We start from the raw sequence: 17,646 nt of genomic DNA, 5'->3' as shown, positions 1-17,646 counted from the left end.
ACCCCGACCATCATTCTGCACTGTCGGGGAGCTCTCCGGCGCTAACGGCGATGTGGGATCTGCGAGCGCGGGCGGCATACCGCCCGCGACACCGACAGCCACCGTGCAGGCCAGCGCCCCGGCAGCGATCGTGGACCCGCGCCTTATCGTCGGATGTGCGATCTTCCACATCAGCATCACCTCCTGGGTGTAAAGATTTGCGCCTCGGAACCCCCTTGCTCTCAGCCGGCACAGTGGACTCGACGCTCCGCCGGCACCAAGAGATACCGGTAGTGCACACCCGTACGAGACCCGAGCTGGATGCAACAGCTACGCGAGGTTTGTTCACGAGCACTGTCAGGCGTCACAGTATCCAGTCTTTGGTAGCTAGCACGGGTTTATCTCAGGTTTGACCGGATCGGGTAGCGGTTCGGGGCAGCGGCGCACATACCGACTGAACCGCCCGGGTTCGGTGGAGTCGGGCTGGTTGACTCGTCAGACTCGTCGCTCGTTGACAAGGGACGGGCCCACATCCCACGACGACCTCTTGGTGTTTACCAGCCTTCCCCGTGATATCTGGCGCCAGATCTGGCTGAATGACCTAATCATGCCGGGTAGTTCGCAGCGCAGCCGGACTCATCGCGAATCTCCCTGGGATCACGCGTATCCGCTCCATTGCGCTCGGGGCGGTACGCGTAGCGGACGCTACCGGGGTCCGCGCCGGCAGGATATCTTGGCGCCTTCGAAACCGATACTACGCCCCCCACTGCATGTTGACTCCCCACGTCAAGCTGCAGGCTAATTCCTAATTTCTCCGGAAGCTCGACATTCGAGCCCGCCACCACAGCAGTCGTCCGGAATCCATTACTGTCTCCAAGCGCAATCCAACCATTCGCCACCGACTCATGAGTCGGATCCTGCGCCTTCCAGTAGGTGAACTGCATCAAATCAGGGTCATAGTTGGGCTCCTGCCCGGCCAATAGATTATCGTATGCCTCAACCCCCACCACTCGTTCACCGTCACACAACGGCGCATAGACGTAGAGTTGGTCACCGATCTGCGCAGCCCCGACCGCGTAATAGTCATGACTGGGCAAGAACACACCACAACCGGAGATTAGCAGCAAACTCGCGAGGCAAGCAGCGAATCGCATTCTCAACAATTGCAATTCCCCCTCCACCGCTGGCAGCTTCGGCCACTGCCTCATATCTGTTACAGCCTCCGCCAATCCAGACATCGATCGCCTCGGCACGATAGTATAGCGACGGGAACAGCAGACCATGCCGATACCACGGAACTACCGGGTGTCGGCGAGGGCGCGGGTAACGGTGCCGGACGCGGCTTGGGGAGTTGTGGCCGCCTTGGCGGTTTGCCGGTAATTACGGTTTTACCACCATACTTGTAGGCGCGACGGCCACCGCCGTAGACACCACCCTCTTCGAAGTACAGGCCACTGGGGTCAGTGTAGGTGGTGGGGTTGTTGTTGGCGTACGCGTACCCATTGATCTGCTGCCACCGGGCAGTGGGTAGTAGCGGGTCGCCGCAGTGGACCGGGATTGGTGGTCCAGCCGGATCTCCATGTCCGGCAGATAGAGCGTGGTCGCGTCCGGCTCCTTGCGGAGCATCCGCAAACCGTCCACGCCGTAGAGGAAGCTGGTCTTCCTCCCGTCGGCGTCCGTGACCGACTCCAGGTTGCCCTCGGCGTCCCAGACCAGGGTCTGGTCCTCACCGACCTTCGTACGCTTCGTCGTGTTACCGGTCGCGTCGTACTCGTAGGAGTGCAGCCGGTCGCCCTGCGGCGTCTTCTCCGTCATCTCCCGGAGCGTGTGCGGCTGCGCTTCGCCGGCGGCCGGGTAGGTGTAGCTGCGCTCGATCAATGGGGTGCCGCTGGTCGAGTACTGGGTCTCGGTCGTGCGGCTACCGGTCGCGTCGAAGGTGTAGGCGTGGTGGTAGGGCGCTACACCGCCCACCCCGGTCGCCGACGGGCCACCCGCACACGGGTCCTCGGCGGTACTCGCCGACGTCCAGGCCTGCTCCATGCGGCGCAGGTAGTCGTGGTGAAGCACTGCGTAACCACTCCGGCTGGTTCGTGAACGTGGTCGTATAGGTCGACGTGCCGGTCGTCCAAATCTCCCACGACGTGGGGGTGCAGGTGTGCGACCACCAGTTCCAGAACGACACCGTCGATGCGGTGATCTGCTTACCGGCGAGCACCGTCGTGTCCCAGGTGATGAACGAGCGGGCAAGGGTCGCCGGGGTGGTCGCCAACAGCCCGATCTGCAGTTCGCCTGCTGATTCTGGTCAGAGGTAACGGTCGTGCGGACCCGCTTTTCGTTAACAGGACTACCAACAATGTCCTTCCGCGCATCCCACATCAGCGGAGCGGGGATACGCGCCGTCTGCTCACCCGCACGATCCTTCAGCAGGACCGAACCATCGGCACCACGCGACGACGTCTCCACACCAGAACCAGAGAACACGTAGCCAACCTCATCCACATGGATTAGGGCAGCTCGGTTCTTGACCACGAGGAACTGCTCAAACCCGAGGCGGGTCGCCTCCACCACCAAATCAACCCCAGGCCGAGCATCCGGATAAGTCGCCCGATTCGCCTCCAACACCGGCGTGGGCAACGCCCCAGACCAACCCATCACCACCCGGCTCTCCCCGGCGCCCACCACCGCGAGATCCTGCCCACCCGCACCCTTGGCACCAGAGATCCAAAGATCATTCGGATGGGCCACAGGCCGCACCGAGCCGTCCGGCCGCGAATGACTAAAGCTTTCTTACCTACCAAATTGCCAATAGCTCCTGGAAATACCCAGCCGCTGGGCTTACTGGTCGGCGCGCCCGCTACCGAGGCGCACCATCGAGTGGCAGCAGCCGCACCGGCCCCCGACCGAGCAGCGCCAACGGGTCCAGGTAGGTGTCGCCACGGCGCAAACCCCAGTGCAGGCACGCCGCAGCGGCACAGCCTGGGTGCCCGGCCCACAGCCGGCCGATCGGCATTCCGGTCAGGACCGGTGTGCCCACCTCGACATCGGAGTGCACCGGCTCGTAGGTGGTCCGTAGGCCGGCGGCGTGGGTCACGGTGAGCACCGGGCGGCCAGCCACGGCACCGGCGAAGGTGACCACGCCATCGCCCGCCGCCAACACTGGTTTGCCCACGGCGGCTGCCAGGTCAACGCCGCGGTGGCCGGGCAACCAGGGCTGCGGTGGCGGATCGAACCGTCGCACGACCGGCGGTTCCCCGGGCAGCGGCCACTGGAAAGCCGGGACTGTCCCGGGCGATCGGGAGCCCGCCGCAGTCGGCGCGGAACCAACCCCAAGCGTGGACGCCACCACCGGCGACGCGGGCCCCACCAACGGCGAGCTAGACGCCACCACCGGCGACGCGGGCACGGCGGGCGTGGTGACCAGCCCGGCGCTGAGCAGGATGGCGAGAATCGGGGACGGCTCCATGGCGGCAGCCTGCCCGGTCAGCCAGTCGACGGCCACCCCCACCCCAGCTCAGCTGTGGATAGCCACAACACTGTGGACAAGAGTGCGGGGAGCGCTTCGATCTGCTATGCAAGGCCGGGCCAGGGGATCAGAGGGAGTGCGGTCAGGGCGGCGTGAAATTCAGGGTGGCGTGCGGTCAGGGCGGCAGGAACTGGGCCCGTTGGGGAACGGGAGGGTCAGCGAGGTCCAGAGGTCAGTTGCCGAACCCTGAGTCGGCCGGCAGCGAGATATCCGACTTCTCCAGCTCTTCAACATTGACATCTTTAAATGTCATCACCCGGACGTTCTTGACGAATCGGGCAGGACGGTACATGTCCCACACCCAGGCGTCGTGCATCTCGACCTCGAAGTAGACCTCACCGTCCGAGTTACGCACGTGCAGGTCGACCTGGTTCGCCAGATAGAACCGACGCTCGGTCTCCACGACGTAGGAGAACTGGCGGACGATGTCGCGGTACTCCCGGTAGAGCTGCAGCTCCATCTCCGTCTCGTACTTTTCGAGATCTTCCGCGCTCATCCCATCCCGCCTTCCATGGCCACATCATTCCCCACCGACGCCGCTGCCCAGGGCCGCTCGCCCAACGCCACGCCGACGGTACCCTCTACCGCCCCAGCACGTGCCATCGCCTCGTCCGCCGCGGGGACCAGCGGTCGCCGAGCCCGGGGCGGGGCCCCATCCCGGCCGGAGGCGGTCGCAACATTGACGTACGAGAACCGGTGTTCCGGGCATGGCCCGCGTTCCCGCAGCGCGGCCGAGTGCTCGGCGGTGACGTAGCCCTTGTGCTCCGCGAACCCGTAACCGGGGAACTCCAGGTCCAGCTCCACCATGATCCGATCTCGGGTGACCTTGGCCAGCACGCTGGCTGCCGCGACACAGGCCGCCACCCGGTCGCCCTTCCAGACCGCCAACCCGGGCACATCCAGGCCGTCCACCCCGAAGCCGTCGGTCAGCACGTACTCGGGCGGGGTGGTCAGTGACGCCAGCGCACGACGCATCGCGGCCAGGTTGCACACGTGCAGTCCGCGCAGGTCCACCTCCGCTGCCGGGATCACCACCACCGCGTACGCCGACGCCCGAGCGACGACCTCCGCGTACACCCGCTCCCGGCTGGCCGGGGTGAGCAGCTTGGAGTCGGCGAGTCCGTCGACCTCCCCGCGCCGCCCCGGGGGCAGGATGGCGGCGGCGGCCACCAGGGGGCCGGCGCAGGCGCCCCGACCGGCCTCGTCGGCGCCGGCCACCTGCTGAAATCCGCGTCGTTGCAGGGCACGCTCCAGCGCGTAGAGCCCGCCGTCGCGGCGGACGACGGTACGCGGCGGCGTCAGCATGGCCCACCCCTGTCCGCGCTCACCCACCGCTCGACGAGCAGGCGGCCGCCGGGCTCGGCGACGAGCAGCGCCCGGATGGGGCGACGTAGGGCGTGGGCGACGGTCATCGTCCCAGCCTGCCAGACGGCTTCGCCATCGCCTACCGCGCCTACCCTGCGCACCGGCTCAGGTTCCGGGCCGGGGAATGGGGCCGTACTGCTCGGGCACGCTCAGCCAGCGTGCCCGGTCCAGCGGCCAGAAGATCGTGAAGGCCCGGCCGACGAGCCGATCCTCGGGGACGGTCGCTTGGCGGACGTCCTCCCCCGACTGCCGCCAATGCTGCAACGAGTCGCCCGACGCCGACCGGTGGTCGCCCATCACCCACAGCCGCCCCCGCGGGACGGTGATATCAAAGTCCTGGTCAGCGGGCTGATCCCGCTCGCCGCCGACGGAGTAGAGGTACGGCTCGTCCAGAGCGACCCCGTTGATCGTGATCCGCCCCTGTTCGTCGCAGCAGACCACGTTGTCGCCGCCGACGCCGATGACCCGCTTGATGAAGTCCTCCTCGTCCGGGCTCCAGGAGGTCGGCGCCTTGAAGACGACTACCTCGCCGCGTTTCGGCGAGCGAAAGTCGTACACCAACTTGTTGACCAGCACCCGATCATCGATCTGGAGGGTGTTCTCCATCGACGGCGACGGGATGAAGAAGGTCTGCAGCACAAAGGCACGTACCAGCACCGCGACCAGAATCGCCACGCCCAGGAGAATCGGCAGCTCCTTCCAGAAGGAGTTGCGGGACTTGTCGGTCTGCTCGTCAATCACGGAATGGAGCCTACGTTGCCGAGCTGGGCGGCACTGGACGGAACGCGCGAGAACTGAGCCACGCGGCCGGGAGCGGAAGGAGCAGCAACGCGCCACCGTCAGGGCTCGGCCCCACCGGCGGTGGCGCGCTGGTCGGGGCCCCCGCCGGCGCCGGAACACTCCCGAAGACCTCCGGAGTGGAGAGTGCAGCCCACCGCGACGACGGCCACACGACGCCGACCGCCCGTCCGACCACATTGTCGATCGGCACCGGGCCCTGACACCGGGCGTCCTGGGAGACCAGCCGGTTGTCACCCAGCACGAAGAGCTGCCCGGGTGGGACGATCACCTCGTCGAAGCGACGCGCGCGGCACTCCCCCGGGTTCGGCGGGAGGTCCAGCGGCGAGTCGCGCCACACGTACGGCTCGTTGATGGCGACGTCGTTGACGAGAACCCGCCCCTGCTCGTCGCAGCAGCTCACCCGGTCGCCCGGCAGCCCGATCACCCGCTTGATGAAGTCCTGCTCGCCGGGGCCGCCGGCCCCCACCAGGTCAGCGAAGGTGGCGGTGAGCCGGCGCAGGAATCCGGGGTCGGGTTCCTCGTCGGGTTGGTCGGCCCACCGCTCGGGGCCGCGAAAGACCACCACCTCGCCCCGCACCGGGTCCCGTACGTCGTGGACGACCTTGTTGACCAGCACCCGGTCCCCGACGAGCAGCGTGTCGGTCATCGAGCCGGATGGGATGAAGAACACCTGAAGCAGGAAGGTCCGGATCAGCACCGCGAGGCAGAAGGTGACCGTCAGCAGCAGCGGCAGCTCCTGCCAGAGCGGCAACGGGCGGCGGCGTCGGCGGGCCCGACGACGGCGTGGATCGACCGTGCCGTCCTCATCGCACGTCTGCACCACGCCTCCCCGGTCCACCGAAACGACACTGCCGCCCGGGGGCCTGGTCGAGGTCCCCGGGCGGCAGTGGACACCTGCCCCGCCGTTGGGCGGGGGCGTCCGGCTGCGCTGGTACGTCCCGGGTGGTGCCCTCCGGTTCGTACACCATATGTGCAGCTCAGGACGGGTGGCGCAGCACGATTCAGCTCGGCTGCTTCTCCCGCTTCTCCTTGATCTTCGCCTTCTTGCCACGCAGCTCGCGGAGGTAGTAGAGCTTGGCCCTCCGGACGTCACCGCGGGTCACGACCTCGATGCGGTCGATGGCCGGGCTGTTGATCGGGTAGGTGCGCTCGACCCCCACCCCAAAGCTGATCTTGCGGACCAGGAAGGTCTCCCGCAGACCGTCACCCTGACGACGGATGACGACGCCCTGGAAGATCTGGACCCGGGACCGGTTTCCCTCGACGACCCGTGCGTGCACCTTGACGGTGTCACCGGCGCGGAAATCGGGAACGTCGGTCCGCTTCGACTGGGCGTCAAGCGCGTCCAGGATGTTCATCGCTGCGTCCTCGCGAGGCTCACGGCGCATCGTCAGTCGATGCGCGAATGGGTGATTCTGACCCCCGGGTGGCCGCCGGCACTCGCCGGCTCCGGTCGAGGGTCCTCGCAGCCGCCCGCGGCGCGGTCGACTGCGGCAACCCCCTATTTTGCCACACCCCCGGGGGCGGTCGGGAACCCGGCCCGCTCCAACGTCGCCCGATCCGGCGGGCCTAGGCACTCCGGAGCCAGCGCGGCGATCATGTCGGGTCGCCGGGCGAGGGTCCGCACCAGGGCCTCATCCCGGCGCCACCGGGCGATCTTCCCGTGATCCCCGGAGCGGAGCACCGCCGGCACCTCCTGGCCCCGCCAGGCGGCCGGCTTGGTGTACATCGGCGCCTCCAGCAGCCCGTGCGCGTGCGACTCGTCATCCAGCGAGCCAACGTTGCCCAGCACTCCGGGCAGCAGCCGGGTCACCGCCTCCAGGATCACCAGCACCGCCACCTCGCCGCCGAAGAGCACATAGTCGCCGAGGGAGACCTCGGTGACCGGCATCCGGCCCGCGGCGTGCTCGAGCACCCGCTGGTCAATCCCCTCGTACCGGCCGCAGGCGAAGAGGAGATGCGGCTCGGCGGCCAGTTCGTGTGCCAACGCCTGGGTGAACGGGGCACCGGCCGGCGTGGGCACCAGCAGCCGAGGCGGGTCACCTCCCGGCGGGGCGAGGGCGTCCAGCGCCTCCCCCCACGGCTCCGGCCGCATCACCATCCCCGGTCCCCCGCCGTACGGGGTGTCGTCGACCGTCCGGTGCACATCGTGGGTCCAGGTACGGAGGTCGTGCACGGCGAGCTGGAGGGTGCCACTGGCCCGGGCCCTGCCGATCAGCGACAGGTCCAGCGGAGCGAAGTACTCCGGGAAGATCGACACGACGTCAACGCGCATTGCGGGGGCTCCAACAGCTGTGCGGGCCGGACGGCCGGGCCACCGATCCCGCCCGGGGGTCGAGCTGACCGCCTGGGTCAGAGGTCAAGCAGGCCGGCGGGCGGATCCACGACCACGCGATCGCCGGCGAGATCGACCTCGGGAACGATCGCCCGGACGAACGGGATCAACACGTCCCGGCGGCCGGGACGACGCAGCACCAACAGGTCCGCGGCGGGGGCGTGGTCGATCCGGGCGACCTCACCCAGCCGTTCCCCGGCCGGGGTGACCACGGCCAGGCCGACGAGCTGGTGGTCGTGGAACTCCTCCGGGTCCGTCGGCGGGGCCACGTCAGCGAGGTCCACCCCGACCAGGGTGCCGCGGAGCGCCTCGGCGACGTTGCGGTCGAGTACACCCTCGAACACCACCAGCAGCACCCGGCCCTGATGCCACCGCACCGCCTCGACGGTCAGTTCGCCCGGCACCCGGTACGCGCCGGGGTGGGCGGGCACGTTCGCCCTGGGCAGGTTCGCCCCGGGCTCGGTGCGCAGCACCGAGCCCGGGGCGAACCGCGTCTCAGGTTCGTCGGTCCGCACCTCCACGGTCACCTCACCGCGGATCCCGTGCGGTTTGCCGATCCTGCCGACGACGAGCATCAGTACGAGTCGACGATGTCGACGCGTACGCCGCGTCCACCGATGGAACCGATGACCTGGCGCAGCGCCTTGGCGGTCCGCCCGGACCGCCCGATCACCGTGCCGAGGTCCTCCGGGTGCACGCGGACTTCGAGCCGCTTGCCCCGCCGGGAGTCGACCAGCCGGACGCGGACATCGTCGGGGTTGTCGACGATGCCCTTGACCAGATGCTCCAGCGCCGGACGCAGTGCCATGTCAGCCCTGCTCGCCGGAGCCCGCACCGGCCTGCTCCTCGGTCTTCGGCGCCGCCTCGGTCTTCGGCGCCGCCTCGGCCTTGGCGGCCTTCTTCGCCGGCTTGGTCGGAGCCTCCGCCAGACCAGCGGCGGCCTTCGCCTCAGCCTCGTACGCCGCCTTGCGGTCAACCCGCTCGGGGGCAACCTTCAGCGGCTCGGGGGCCGGCAGGCCCTTGAACTTCTGCCAGTCGCCGGTCTTCTCCAGCAGGCGCTGCACCGCCTCGCTCGGCTGCGCGCCCACGGAGAGCCAGTACTGCACCCGGTCCGACTTGACCTCGATCACCGAAGGGTCATGCTTCGGCTGGTAGATCCCGACGAACTCGATCGCCCGGCCGTCACGCTTGGTGCGCGAATCGGCGATGACGATGCGGTACTGCGGGTTGCGGATCTTGCCCATCCGCAGGAGCCGGATCTTTACGGCCACAGTGTTTTCGCTCCTGTTGTTTCCACCGCCCCTGGACGGGCGGTGCACGGGTGAGCGCGCTCTCCGGCACAGTGGGGTTGGGCCGGAGACTGCTCGGGTGGACTGACATGGTGCCCGGGTAGAGGGCGCCGGACCCACGTCGGATACCAGCCAGCCATTCTGCCAGATCGGACCGAGAAGCCTCACATCGGACCGGCCCCGGCTCACCATTCGCCTATGACGAAGAGCACACGGATTCGGTCGGGGTGGGCCGCCCACGCTCACGGCAGTCGGTTTCGGGCAGCCGGGTGGGCGCCATCGGTTCCGACAGCCGGGTGGGCGCCATCGGTTCCGACAGCCGGGTGGGCGCCATCGGTTCCGACAGCCGGGTGGGCGCCATCAGCGCGCTGGCGGCCGGTCCCACCCGGGCGGCAAGTCCAGCGGGGCTGCCCACTCGGCCGGGGGCACGAAGTCACACCAGGTGCCATCGAACGGGAACTCACCCGCCTCGGCCTGGCCGATCACCCGCTTCCCCTCGGCCCAGACGGCGTCCGGGTCGGGCACCCAGTAGTGCGCCGGGAAGTCGAGCCGCTCGGCGAACTCATCCTCGTCCTTCCACGCCCAGCGGCGGTCCGCGTGGATCAGCACGTCAAGATCCTGGTCCACCACGTCGACGCCGGCGAGTCCACCATCGGCCCAGCGAACACCGTGTTCCTCGAGGTTGACGTACCAATGGTCGAAATGCCCTTGCTCGTCCTGGAAGAACCAGACCGAGTGCGCGGCCCCGACCGGTAGGAACTTCAGCAGGGGTGGCCCCTGCCACCGCGTGCGCGTCAGCCGATGCGCGGAGACGATCCACTCGGCGAACGGGATCGCCCGCATCCCGGCTCCGGCGTCGGTGGTCTCGCTGGCCACCTCGGAGCCCCGGGAGATCCAGAGCAGCAGCCCCCGGTGGTCATCGCTGACCACGCGCGCCGGACGAACCCAACCGATCCGACCCCGCCGCACGTTGCGGTGCACCACCAACCGGCCAGCCTCGAACCTCACCTGCCCGACCCTACCGGCCACCGGCGACCGGTCGGAACACCAAGCCCACCCAACCGACGACCGGTCGCAACGCCGGTGGCCCGGTTCGCTCCGCTCACTGTCGAGCTGCCCCATCTGTGCGCCCCCAGCCAGCTCGGGTCGGACCGGGTCAGCGGCGGCACCCGGGTCGGCGCGGACGCCGCTCAGTAGGCTCGGGACAGGATGGCGACCAGGTCCGGCTCGTCCTCGTTGTCCGGCACCGAGCCATCTGCCCGGATCAGGCATCGCACGGTGACGCCCTGGGCGTTGGCCTCCGCCTCGCCCTTGGTGCCGACCACCGACCACGGCACCCGGGCCCAGCCCGTCGCCGCCACCTCGATCGCCTCGGCGAGCGTCCCCACCTCGCGGGTCCGCGCCTGCCGGCTGGCGAGCGCCTGGTCGTGCAGCGCCTGCTGGTCGGCGTCGAGCGCCGCGCGCACCACGGCGACCACGTCGGCCACCGGAACCGGGGACTTCGCGCCGTCTGTCCGCCGTACCACGACCGCGTTCCCCGCAGCCAGGTCGCGGGGACCAATCTCGACGCGAACCGGGTAGCCGCGCAACTCCGCGTCCACCGCGCGCCGCCCGAAGGGGGTGTCGGTCCGGTCGTCGAGGGCGACCCGGACACCGGCATCCCGCAGCGCGTCGTGCAGCCGCGTCGCGGCCTCGCCGACCCCCTCACCGTCCTTGACGACCATCACGTACGCCTGGACCGGAGCGAGCTTCGGCGGCACCCGCAGGCCGTTGTCGTCACCGTGGCACATGATCAGACCACCCAGCATCCGGGTGGAGGTGCCCCACGAGGTGGTCCAGGCGTACTCCCGTCCCCCCTCGGCCGAGGTGTAGCTGATGTCGAAGGCGCGGCCGAAGTTCTGCCCCAGCTCGTGGCTGGTGCCCAGCTGGAGCGCCTTGCCGTCACCCATCATGCCCTCGAGGGTGTAGGTGGCGGTCGCACCGGCGAACCGCTCCCGGGCGGTCTTGAGACCGACCTGCACCGGGATGGCGAGGACGTTGACCAGCAGGTCCTCGTACGCCTCGTGCAGAATCCGTCGCGCGTAGGCGCGGGCGTCCTCGCGGGTCGTGTGCGCGGTGTGCCCCTCCTGCCAGAGGAACTCGCTGGTCCGCAGGAAGATGCGGGGGCGCAGCTCCCAGCGGACCACGTTCGCCCACTGGTTGAGCAGCAACGGCAGGTCCCGGTACGAGTCGATCCACTTGGCCATGAACTCGCCGATGACGGTCTCGCTGGTCGGGCGGACCACGACCGGCTCGGCGAGCTGCTTGCCGCCGCCGTGGGTGACCACCGCCAGCTCCGGCGAGAAGCCCTCGACGTGCTCGGCCTCGCGTTTGAGGTGGCCCTCCGGGATGAAGAGCGGGAAGTACGCGTTCTCCGCGCCGGCGGCCTTGATCCGGTTGTCCATCTCGGCCTGCATCCGCTCCCAGATGGCGTAGCCGGCTGGTCGGATCACCATGGTCCCCCGGACCGGGCCGTTGTCGGCCAGCTTCGCCTTGGCGATCAGGTCCTGGTACCAGCGGGGAAAGTCCTCCGCACGGGGAGTGAGCACGCGCGCCATGACCGCACATCCTATGTGCCGCCGGGGCGGTCGCCGCCAGCGGGCGGTCGCTCCCCCGCGGACAGGTGACCGACCCGGGTGGCTCAGCCCGGATCCCGCCACGGCGGACGACCCGGGTGGATCAGCGCAGGACCCGACCGCGGAGGACGACCCGGGTGGATCAGCGCAGGACCCGACCGCGGAGGACGACCCGGGTGGATCAGCGCAGGACCCGGCCGCGGAGGACGACCCGGGTGGGCGACCGGACGACGCGGAGGTCTCGCCGTGGGTCCTCCGGGTAGACGATCAGATCGGCCAGGCCCCCCTCGACCAGGCCGGGGAAGCCGAGCCACTCGCGGGCCTGCCAGGAGGCGGCGGCGAGGACGGCCTCGGCGGGCATCCCGGCCTCTTCGTGCAGCACCAGCATCTCCTCGGCGGCCAGCCCGTGTGCGATGCCACCGCCGGCATCCGTGCCGACGTAGATCGGCACGCCGGCCTGGTGGGCGGCGCGGACCACCTCGGGGAAGCGGTCTCGCAGGGCGAGCATGTGGTCGGCGTAGCTGGGGAACTTCGCCCGCGCCTGGTCCGCGATGCCACCGAAATTACGTATGTTGATCATGGTGGGTATGAGCGCGGTGCCCTGCCGGGCCATCACGTCGATCAGGTCCAGGCTCAGGCCGGTGCCGTGTTCCACCGAGTCGACCCCGGCCCGCACCATGATCTCAACGGCGGACTCGGAGAAGGTGTGCACCGCGGCGCGGGCCCCGGCGGCGTGCGCGGCGCGAACCGCTGCGGTCAAGGTCTCCGGGTCCCAGGCCGGGGCGAGGTCGCCGACGCCGCGATCGATCCAGTCGCCGACCAGCTTGACCCAGCCGTTGCCGGCGTCGGCCTGCGCGGTGACGGTCGCGGCCACCTCTGCCGCGCCGACCTCCACCCCGACGCCGCGCAGGTAGCGCTTCGGCGGGGCGACGTGCCGGCCGGCCCGGGCCAGCCGCGGCAGGTCCGCAGCGTCGTCGAGCTCCGGATACGGGTACGGGGAGCCGGCGTCCCGGATGGCGAGCACCCCGGCGTCGCGGTTGACCTGGGCCAGCTCGCGCGCCTGGTCGAGCGAGGTGATCGGCGTTCCGCCCCGGGCGATGCCGATGTGGCAGTGCGCGTCGGTCAGGCCGGGGATCAGGAAGCCGCCATCGGCGATGGTCTCCGCGCCGGCCACCGGCTCGAAGGTCACCCGGTCACCGACCAACCAGATGTCCCGGACCTCGTCTTCGGGCAGGAGCACACCACGCACGTGCAAAGCCATACGCTCAGTCCTACCAGATCGCCTGCCGGGGCAGGCAGGCCACCGCTGACGGGCCGCGACCGGTGCCGGATCAGCCGCGATCAGCACCGACCTGGCCCGTCTCGCCGCGGTCAACGAGGGCGCTGATCCCCCTTGCCGAGCTTGTTGAAGTCGATCTTCGGAAGCTTGAATCCCGGTGGTAGCCCCTGGCCGGCCAGGTCGTCCGGGCCCAGGCCGGGCGGCAGCTGCGGCATGCCGCCGGGGAAGCCGCCCCGCGCGCCCGTGCCGGCCCGCGACCGACCGCCGCCCTTGCCGCCCTTGCGCTTGTTCTTCGGCGACTTGGTCGCCTTTCGGCGCCCTCCGGGCAGACCCATCATGCCGCCCATCTGCTTCATCATCTTCTGGGCGTCGGTGAAGCGATTGAGGAGCTGGTTGACGTCCATCACGGTGACCCCGGAGCCGTTGGCGATGCGGGCCCGGCGCGAACCGTTGATGATCTTCGGGTTGGTGCGCTCGGCCGGGGTCATCGACCGGATGATCGCGGTGACCCGGTCGAAGTGCTTGTCGTCCACCTCGGCGAGCTGGTCTTTCATCTGCCCCATGCCGGGCATCATGGCCAGCACGTTGGCGATCGGCCCCATCCGCCGCACCGCGATGAGCTGGTCGAGGAAGTCCTCCAGGGTGAACTGCTCACCGCCCATCAGCTTGGCGGTCATCTTCTCTTTCTGATCGACGTCGAAGGCCTGTTCGGCCTGCTCGATCAGGGTGAGAACATCGCCCATGCCGAGAATCCGGCTGGCCATCCGGTCCGGGTGGAAGACATCGAAGTCCTCCAGCTTCTCGCCGGTGGAGGCGAAGAGGATCGGCTGGCCGGTGACCTCCCGGACCGACAGCGCGGCACCACCACGGGCGTCACCGTCGAGCTTGGAGAGGACCACACCGGTGATGCCGACTCCATTTCGGAACGCCTCCGCGGTGCGCACCGCGTCCTGGCCGACCATGGCGTCGATGACGAAGATGACCTCGTCCGGGTTGACCGCGTCCCGGATGTCGGCGGCCTGCTGCATCATCTCGGCGTCGATACCGAGACGGCCGGCCGTGTCGACGATGACGATGTCCCGGGCAGCCCGACGAGCGTGCTCAATCGAGGCGCGAGCCACCTGCACCGGGTCGCCGACGCCGTTGCCGGGCTCCGGCGAGTACACCTCGACGCCGGCGCGACCACCGAGCACCTGGAGCTGCCCGACGGCGTTGGGGCGCTGCAGGTCGGCGGCGACCAGCAGCGGCTGGTGGCCCTGGCCGCGCAGCCAGCTGGCCAGCTTGCCGGCGAGGGTGGTCTTGCCGGAGCCCTGGAGACCGGCCAGCATGATCACGGTCGGCGGTTGCTTGGCGAACTGAAGCCGCCGCGCCTCCCCACCGAGGACGTTGACCAACTCCTCGTTAACGATCTTGACGATCTGCTGGGCCGGGTTCAGCGCCTGGGAGACCTCGGCGCCCCGCGCCCGCTCCTTGACTCGCGCGATGAAGCCCTTGACCACCGGCAGCGCCACGTCCGCCTCCAGCAGCGCGAGGCGGATCTCGCGGGCGGTGGCGTCGATGTCGGCGTCGGTGAGCCGTCCCTTACCGCGGAGCTTGGTGAAGATCCCGGACAGGCGGTCACTCAAGGTGTCAAACACGCGAACATCCCGTTTGTCAGAGTTCTGGTGAGCACGAGCACGGCCGGACTAGCTGTCCTGCCACCGCTAGGGTATCCGGCCCACGATGCACCCGCTTCCGGCCGGCACACCCGACGCCGCCCGCGTACCCGCCGTCCAGCGGGCGGAATCCGCCCCCTCATCGCGCCGCGGCCAGGACAGCGGCGGAGATCCGAGCCTGGGTCTCGGCCTCCGGCCGGGCGCCGACCAGGTAAAACGCGTCCACCACGGCAGCGCCGAGGGTGGAGATCCGCGCCGCCCGCAGCTGAACTCCCACCTCGTCCAGCGCGGCGCTGACCCGGTAGAGCAGACCGGCGGCGTCGGCCGCCCGCAACTCCAACACCACCGCGTCGGTGGCCGCCTCCCGGTACCACCGCACCCGGGGCGCGGGGCCCGCGTCACCGGCGGCGACGGCCCGACCCCGCAGCCGCTGAATCACCGACCCGTCGCCGGCCACGGCCCGACGCAGGTCAGCGCCGAGCGCCACCGGATCCGGCGCGAGGCCGTAGCGGGGTTGGACCCGGAAGACGACCAGCGCCCGCCCGGACACCGTCGAGGCGTCCGCGGAGATCACGTCGAGCCGGTGCAGGGCCAGGCAACCGGCCACCGTCGTGAGCAGGCCACGCCGGCGGGCCGCCGCCACCGCCACCTCGTCCCCGGTCAGGCGAACCACCGGCAGCGGGCCGGTGACCAACGCCGGATCCGGCGCGGGCGGTTCGGGTAACCGACCGGTGTCCAGTGTGGTGCGCACCCGGGCCACCAGATCGGCGACGAGCCGTTCCTTCCAGCGCGACCAGGCGGCCGGTCCGGTGGCCGCCGCGTCGGCCCGGACCAGAGCGTGCAGCAGCTCCAGGGTGCTGGTGTCGACGACCTTCGCCGCCACGCCGGAGATGGTCAACGGGTCGGCGAGGTCGCGCCGGGTCGCCACCTCGGGCAGGAGCAGGTGCAGCCGGACCAACCGCCCGATCAGCACCACCTCGGCCGCGGGCAGGCCGATCCGGGCGGCGACCGCCTCCGCGATCGGCGCACCGACCTGACTGTGGTCCCCGGGTAGCCCCTTGCCCACATCGTGCAGGAGTGCGCCGAGCAGGAGCAGATCCGGGCGGTCCACCTCCCGGGTACATCGACCGGCCTCGTACGCGGTCTGCACCAGGTGCCGGTCGAGGGTGAACCGGTGCACCGGATGGTGCTGTGGCAGGCTCCGGATCCGGGTCCACTCCGGCAGCCAGCCATCGACCAGCCCGTACCGGTCGCACGTCTCCCAGGTCGGCACCAGTCCCGGCCCCGCGCCCAACAGCATGACCAGGGCGGCGCGCGCCTCGGCCGGCCAGGGGATCGGCAGCGGTGGGCAGTAGGCGGCCAGCCACTCGCAGGTGGCCGCCGCGATCGGCAGACCGGTGGTCGCCGCCGCGGCGGCGACCCGCAGGGACAGACTCGGCTCCGGGCGTACCCCGATCACGGTGCGGGCGAGCACCAGCTCACCGTCGTGCTCGACCACATCCCGGGCTACCGGTCGACGGAGCGGTCGCCCGTCGGCGCCCCGGCGCCCGGCGCGGAGCCGGTCGGCCGCCCGGAAGGCGTCGTCGAGGGCGTGGCTGACGGTCCGGGCGTCGTTGGCGACCCGGCGCAGCAGCAGGTCCCCCTCGTCCACCGGCTCCACCGGCGGGTCGGTCCACGGTTGGCGCAGCCCGAGCAGGGCGGCGACACCGGCACGCTCCGGCGCGACCAGTCGGTCGACCCGCCGACCGGTCCGCAGGTGCAGCGCGTCGCGGGTGTCCAGTAGCCGCAGGTGGGCGGCGCGGACCGCGGGACGTAGCGCAGTGGTGATGCCGGCGCGCGCGATCGCCCGGAGGAGCCCCACGTCGCGGAGCCCGCCGGCGGCCTCCTTGAGGTCCCCCTCGAGCAGGAAGGCCAGCTCTCCGTGGGCCGCCCACCGGGCCTCGGTCAGCTCTCGCAACCCCGGCAGTCGGCGCACGGCGCTCCGTCGCCAGTGGTCGGCGGCCAAGCGAACCAGCCGGTCGGCGAGCGCCTCGTCACCTGCGACGAAGCGGGCGTCGAGCAGGCCGAGGGCCACCCGGACATCGTCCTGGGCTACCGCGAGGGCCTCGGCGACGGTTCGTACCGAGTGGTCGAGGCGCAGCCCGGCGTCCCAGACCGGATACCAGATGCCGGCGGCCAGCTCGTCCACCTCGGGTACCTCGGCGTGCAACAGCAGCAGGTCCAGGTCCCCGTACGGGGCGCACTGACGGCGGCCGAGCCCGCCCACCGCGACCAGCGCGACCCCGTCCCGCCCGGGCAGCAGCCCGGCGAGCCAGCCGTCGACGGACGCGGCCCGGGCCGCCCGCGCGGCGGCGTCGATCCCGCCGGGAGCACCGGTGACCTCGTTGATCAGGAGGTCCGGTCCGGCCGTACGCTTCTTGATCAACGAGGTCATCGGTACCTACTCCCGTCGGTGAGCGCCTACACGGCGTCGAGGCCGCGTTCGCCGGTGCGTACCCGGACTACCTCCTCGACCGCGGTGACCCACACCTTGCCGTCACCGATCTTGCCGGTCCGGGCGGCGGCGACGACGGCATCGACGATCTTGTCGACATCCAGCTCGTCGGTGAGTACCTCCACCCGGATCTTGGGCAGAAACTCCACCGTGTACTCGGCACCCCGATACACCTCGGTGTGCCCCTTCTGGCGGCCGTAGCCCTGGACCTCGCTGACGGTCAGGCCAGCCACCCCGAGCGCGTGCAGGGCCTCCTTCACCGCATCCAGCTGGTACGGCTTGATGACCGCGGTCACCAACTTCATCTCCAA

Annotated in this window: 18 protein-coding genes and 1 pseudogene; all 19 read right to left on the bottom strand. The window is 70.1% G+C overall.

Going from position 1 to position 17,646, the window contains the following annotated elements:
- Window positions 1-584: 584 nt before the first annotated feature.
- The 19 genes and pseudogenes from T398_RS08395 to T398_RS08305 all read right to left on the bottom strand — a co-directional run bounded on the left by T398_RS08395 (window position 585) and on the right by T398_RS08305 (window position 17,640).
- A complete protein-coding gene (locus tag T398_RS08395) occupies window positions 585-1,160 on the bottom strand; it encodes a hypothetical protein (protein WP_496445775.1) in 576 nt (191 codons plus the stop codon).
- Between the two features lie 199 nt (window positions 1,161-1,359).
- Window positions 1,360-2,046 (bottom strand): hypothetical protein, encoded by a 687-nt coding sequence (locus tag T398_RS08390; RefSeq protein WP_496445774.1) that lies wholly within the window; start codon window positions 2,044-2,046, stop codon window positions 1,360-1,362.
- Window positions 2,012-2,751 (bottom strand): annotated as a pseudogene (locus T398_RS08385) (hypothetical protein); the annotation flags it as partial. The pseudogene T398_RS08385 and the gene T398_RS08390, both read right to left, overlap by 35 nt.
- Window positions 2,752-2,833: 82 nt before the next feature.
- A complete protein-coding gene (locus T398_RS08380; RefSeq protein WP_496445823.1) occupies window positions 2,834-3,442 on the bottom strand; it encodes a M23 family metallopeptidase in 609 nt (202 codons plus the stop codon).
- 232 nt (window positions 3,443-3,674) lie between these two features.
- A complete protein-coding gene (locus T398_RS08375; protein ID WP_496445773.1) occupies window positions 3,675-3,998 on the bottom strand; it encodes a DUF2469 domain-containing protein in 324 nt (107 codons plus the stop codon).
- Window positions 3,995-4,807, bottom strand: coding sequence for a ribonuclease HII (locus T398_RS08370; RefSeq protein WP_496445772.1), 813 nt, complete (start codon window positions 4,805-4,807; stop codon window positions 3,995-3,997). The genes T398_RS08375 and T398_RS08370 overlap by 4 nt, the downstream gene beginning before the upstream one ends.
- Window positions 4,808-4,972: 165 nt before the next feature.
- Window positions 4,973-5,608 (bottom strand): signal peptidase I, encoded by a 636-nt coding sequence (lepB, locus tag T398_RS08365; protein ID WP_496445771.1) that lies wholly within the window; start codon window positions 5,606-5,608, stop codon window positions 4,973-4,975.
- A 10-nt stretch (window positions 5,609-5,618) separates the two neighbouring features.
- The gene (lepB, locus tag T398_RS08360; RefSeq protein WP_496445822.1) at window positions 5,619-6,491 is read right to left on the bottom strand and encodes a signal peptidase I; all 873 of its coding nucleotides are present in this window, start codon (window positions 6,489-6,491) and stop codon (window positions 5,619-5,621) included.
- Between the two features lie 178 nt (window positions 6,492-6,669).
- Window positions 6,670-7,026: a 50S ribosomal protein L19 gene (gene rplS / locus T398_RS08355; protein WP_018218952.1), complete on the bottom strand. Its 357-nt coding sequence runs from the start codon at window positions 7,024-7,026 to the stop codon at window positions 6,670-6,672.
- Between the two features lie 143 nt (window positions 7,027-7,169).
- Entirely contained in the window at window positions 7,170-7,943 is a 774-nt protein-coding gene (gene trmD / locus T398_RS08350) for a tRNA (guanosine(37)-N1)-methyltransferase TrmD (RefSeq protein ID WP_496445770.1), read from the bottom strand.
- A gap of 77 nt (window positions 7,944-8,020) precedes the next feature.
- The gene (rimM, locus tag T398_RS08345) at window positions 8,021-8,578 is read right to left on the bottom strand and encodes a ribosome maturation factor RimM (protein ID WP_496445769.1); all 558 of its coding nucleotides are present in this window, start codon (window positions 8,576-8,578) and stop codon (window positions 8,021-8,023) included.
- Window positions 8,578-8,838 (bottom strand): RNA-binding protein, encoded by a 261-nt coding sequence (locus T398_RS08340; RefSeq protein WP_026185045.1) that lies wholly within the window; start codon window positions 8,836-8,838, stop codon window positions 8,578-8,580. Before T398_RS08340 ends, rimM begins: the two co-directional genes overlap by 1 nt.
- Window positions 8,813-9,274: a 30S ribosomal protein S16 gene (gene rpsP / locus T398_RS08335; protein ID WP_496445768.1), complete on the bottom strand. Its 462-nt coding sequence runs from the start codon at window positions 9,272-9,274 to the stop codon at window positions 8,813-8,815. The genes T398_RS08340 and rpsP overlap by 26 nt, the downstream gene beginning before the upstream one ends.
- A 378-nt stretch (window positions 9,275-9,652) precedes the next feature.
- A complete protein-coding gene (locus tag T398_RS08330) occupies window positions 9,653-10,300 on the bottom strand; it encodes a ribonuclease FAU-1 family protein (RefSeq protein WP_496445767.1) in 648 nt (215 codons plus the stop codon).
- Window positions 10,301-10,482: 182 nt separating this feature from the next.
- Complete coding sequence (gene proS, locus T398_RS08325; protein ID WP_496445766.1) at window positions 10,483-11,889, bottom strand: proline--tRNA ligase; 1,407 nt, start codon at window positions 11,887-11,889, stop codon at window positions 10,483-10,485.
- 199 nt (window positions 11,890-12,088) lie between these two features.
- A complete protein-coding gene (locus tag T398_RS08320; RefSeq protein WP_496445765.1) occupies window positions 12,089-13,168 on the bottom strand; it encodes an amidohydrolase family protein in 1,080 nt (359 codons plus the stop codon).
- 110 nt (window positions 13,169-13,278) lie between these two features.
- A complete protein-coding gene (gene ffh, locus T398_RS08315) occupies window positions 13,279-14,823 on the bottom strand; it encodes a signal recognition particle protein (protein WP_496445764.1) in 1,545 nt (514 codons plus the stop codon).
- A 157-nt stretch (window positions 14,824-14,980) separates the two neighbouring features.
- On the bottom strand, window positions 14,981-17,275 hold the full coding sequence (locus T398_RS08310; protein WP_496445763.1) for a [protein-PII] uridylyltransferase: 2,295 nt from the start codon (window positions 17,273-17,275) through the stop codon (window positions 14,981-14,983).
- A gap of 26 nt (window positions 17,276-17,301) precedes the next feature.
- Window positions 17,302-17,640, bottom strand: a complete 339-nt coding sequence (locus T398_RS08305) for a P-II family nitrogen regulator (RefSeq protein WP_180198442.1) — start codon at window positions 17,638-17,640, stop codon at window positions 17,302-17,304.
- Window positions 17,641-17,646: the final 6 nt, after the last annotated feature.

This window comes from Salinispora goodfellowii, from assembly GCF_059570675.1.
Note: the sequence above shows the minus strand (reverse complement) of the source record. Positions and strands in the feature narration are given on the sequence as shown.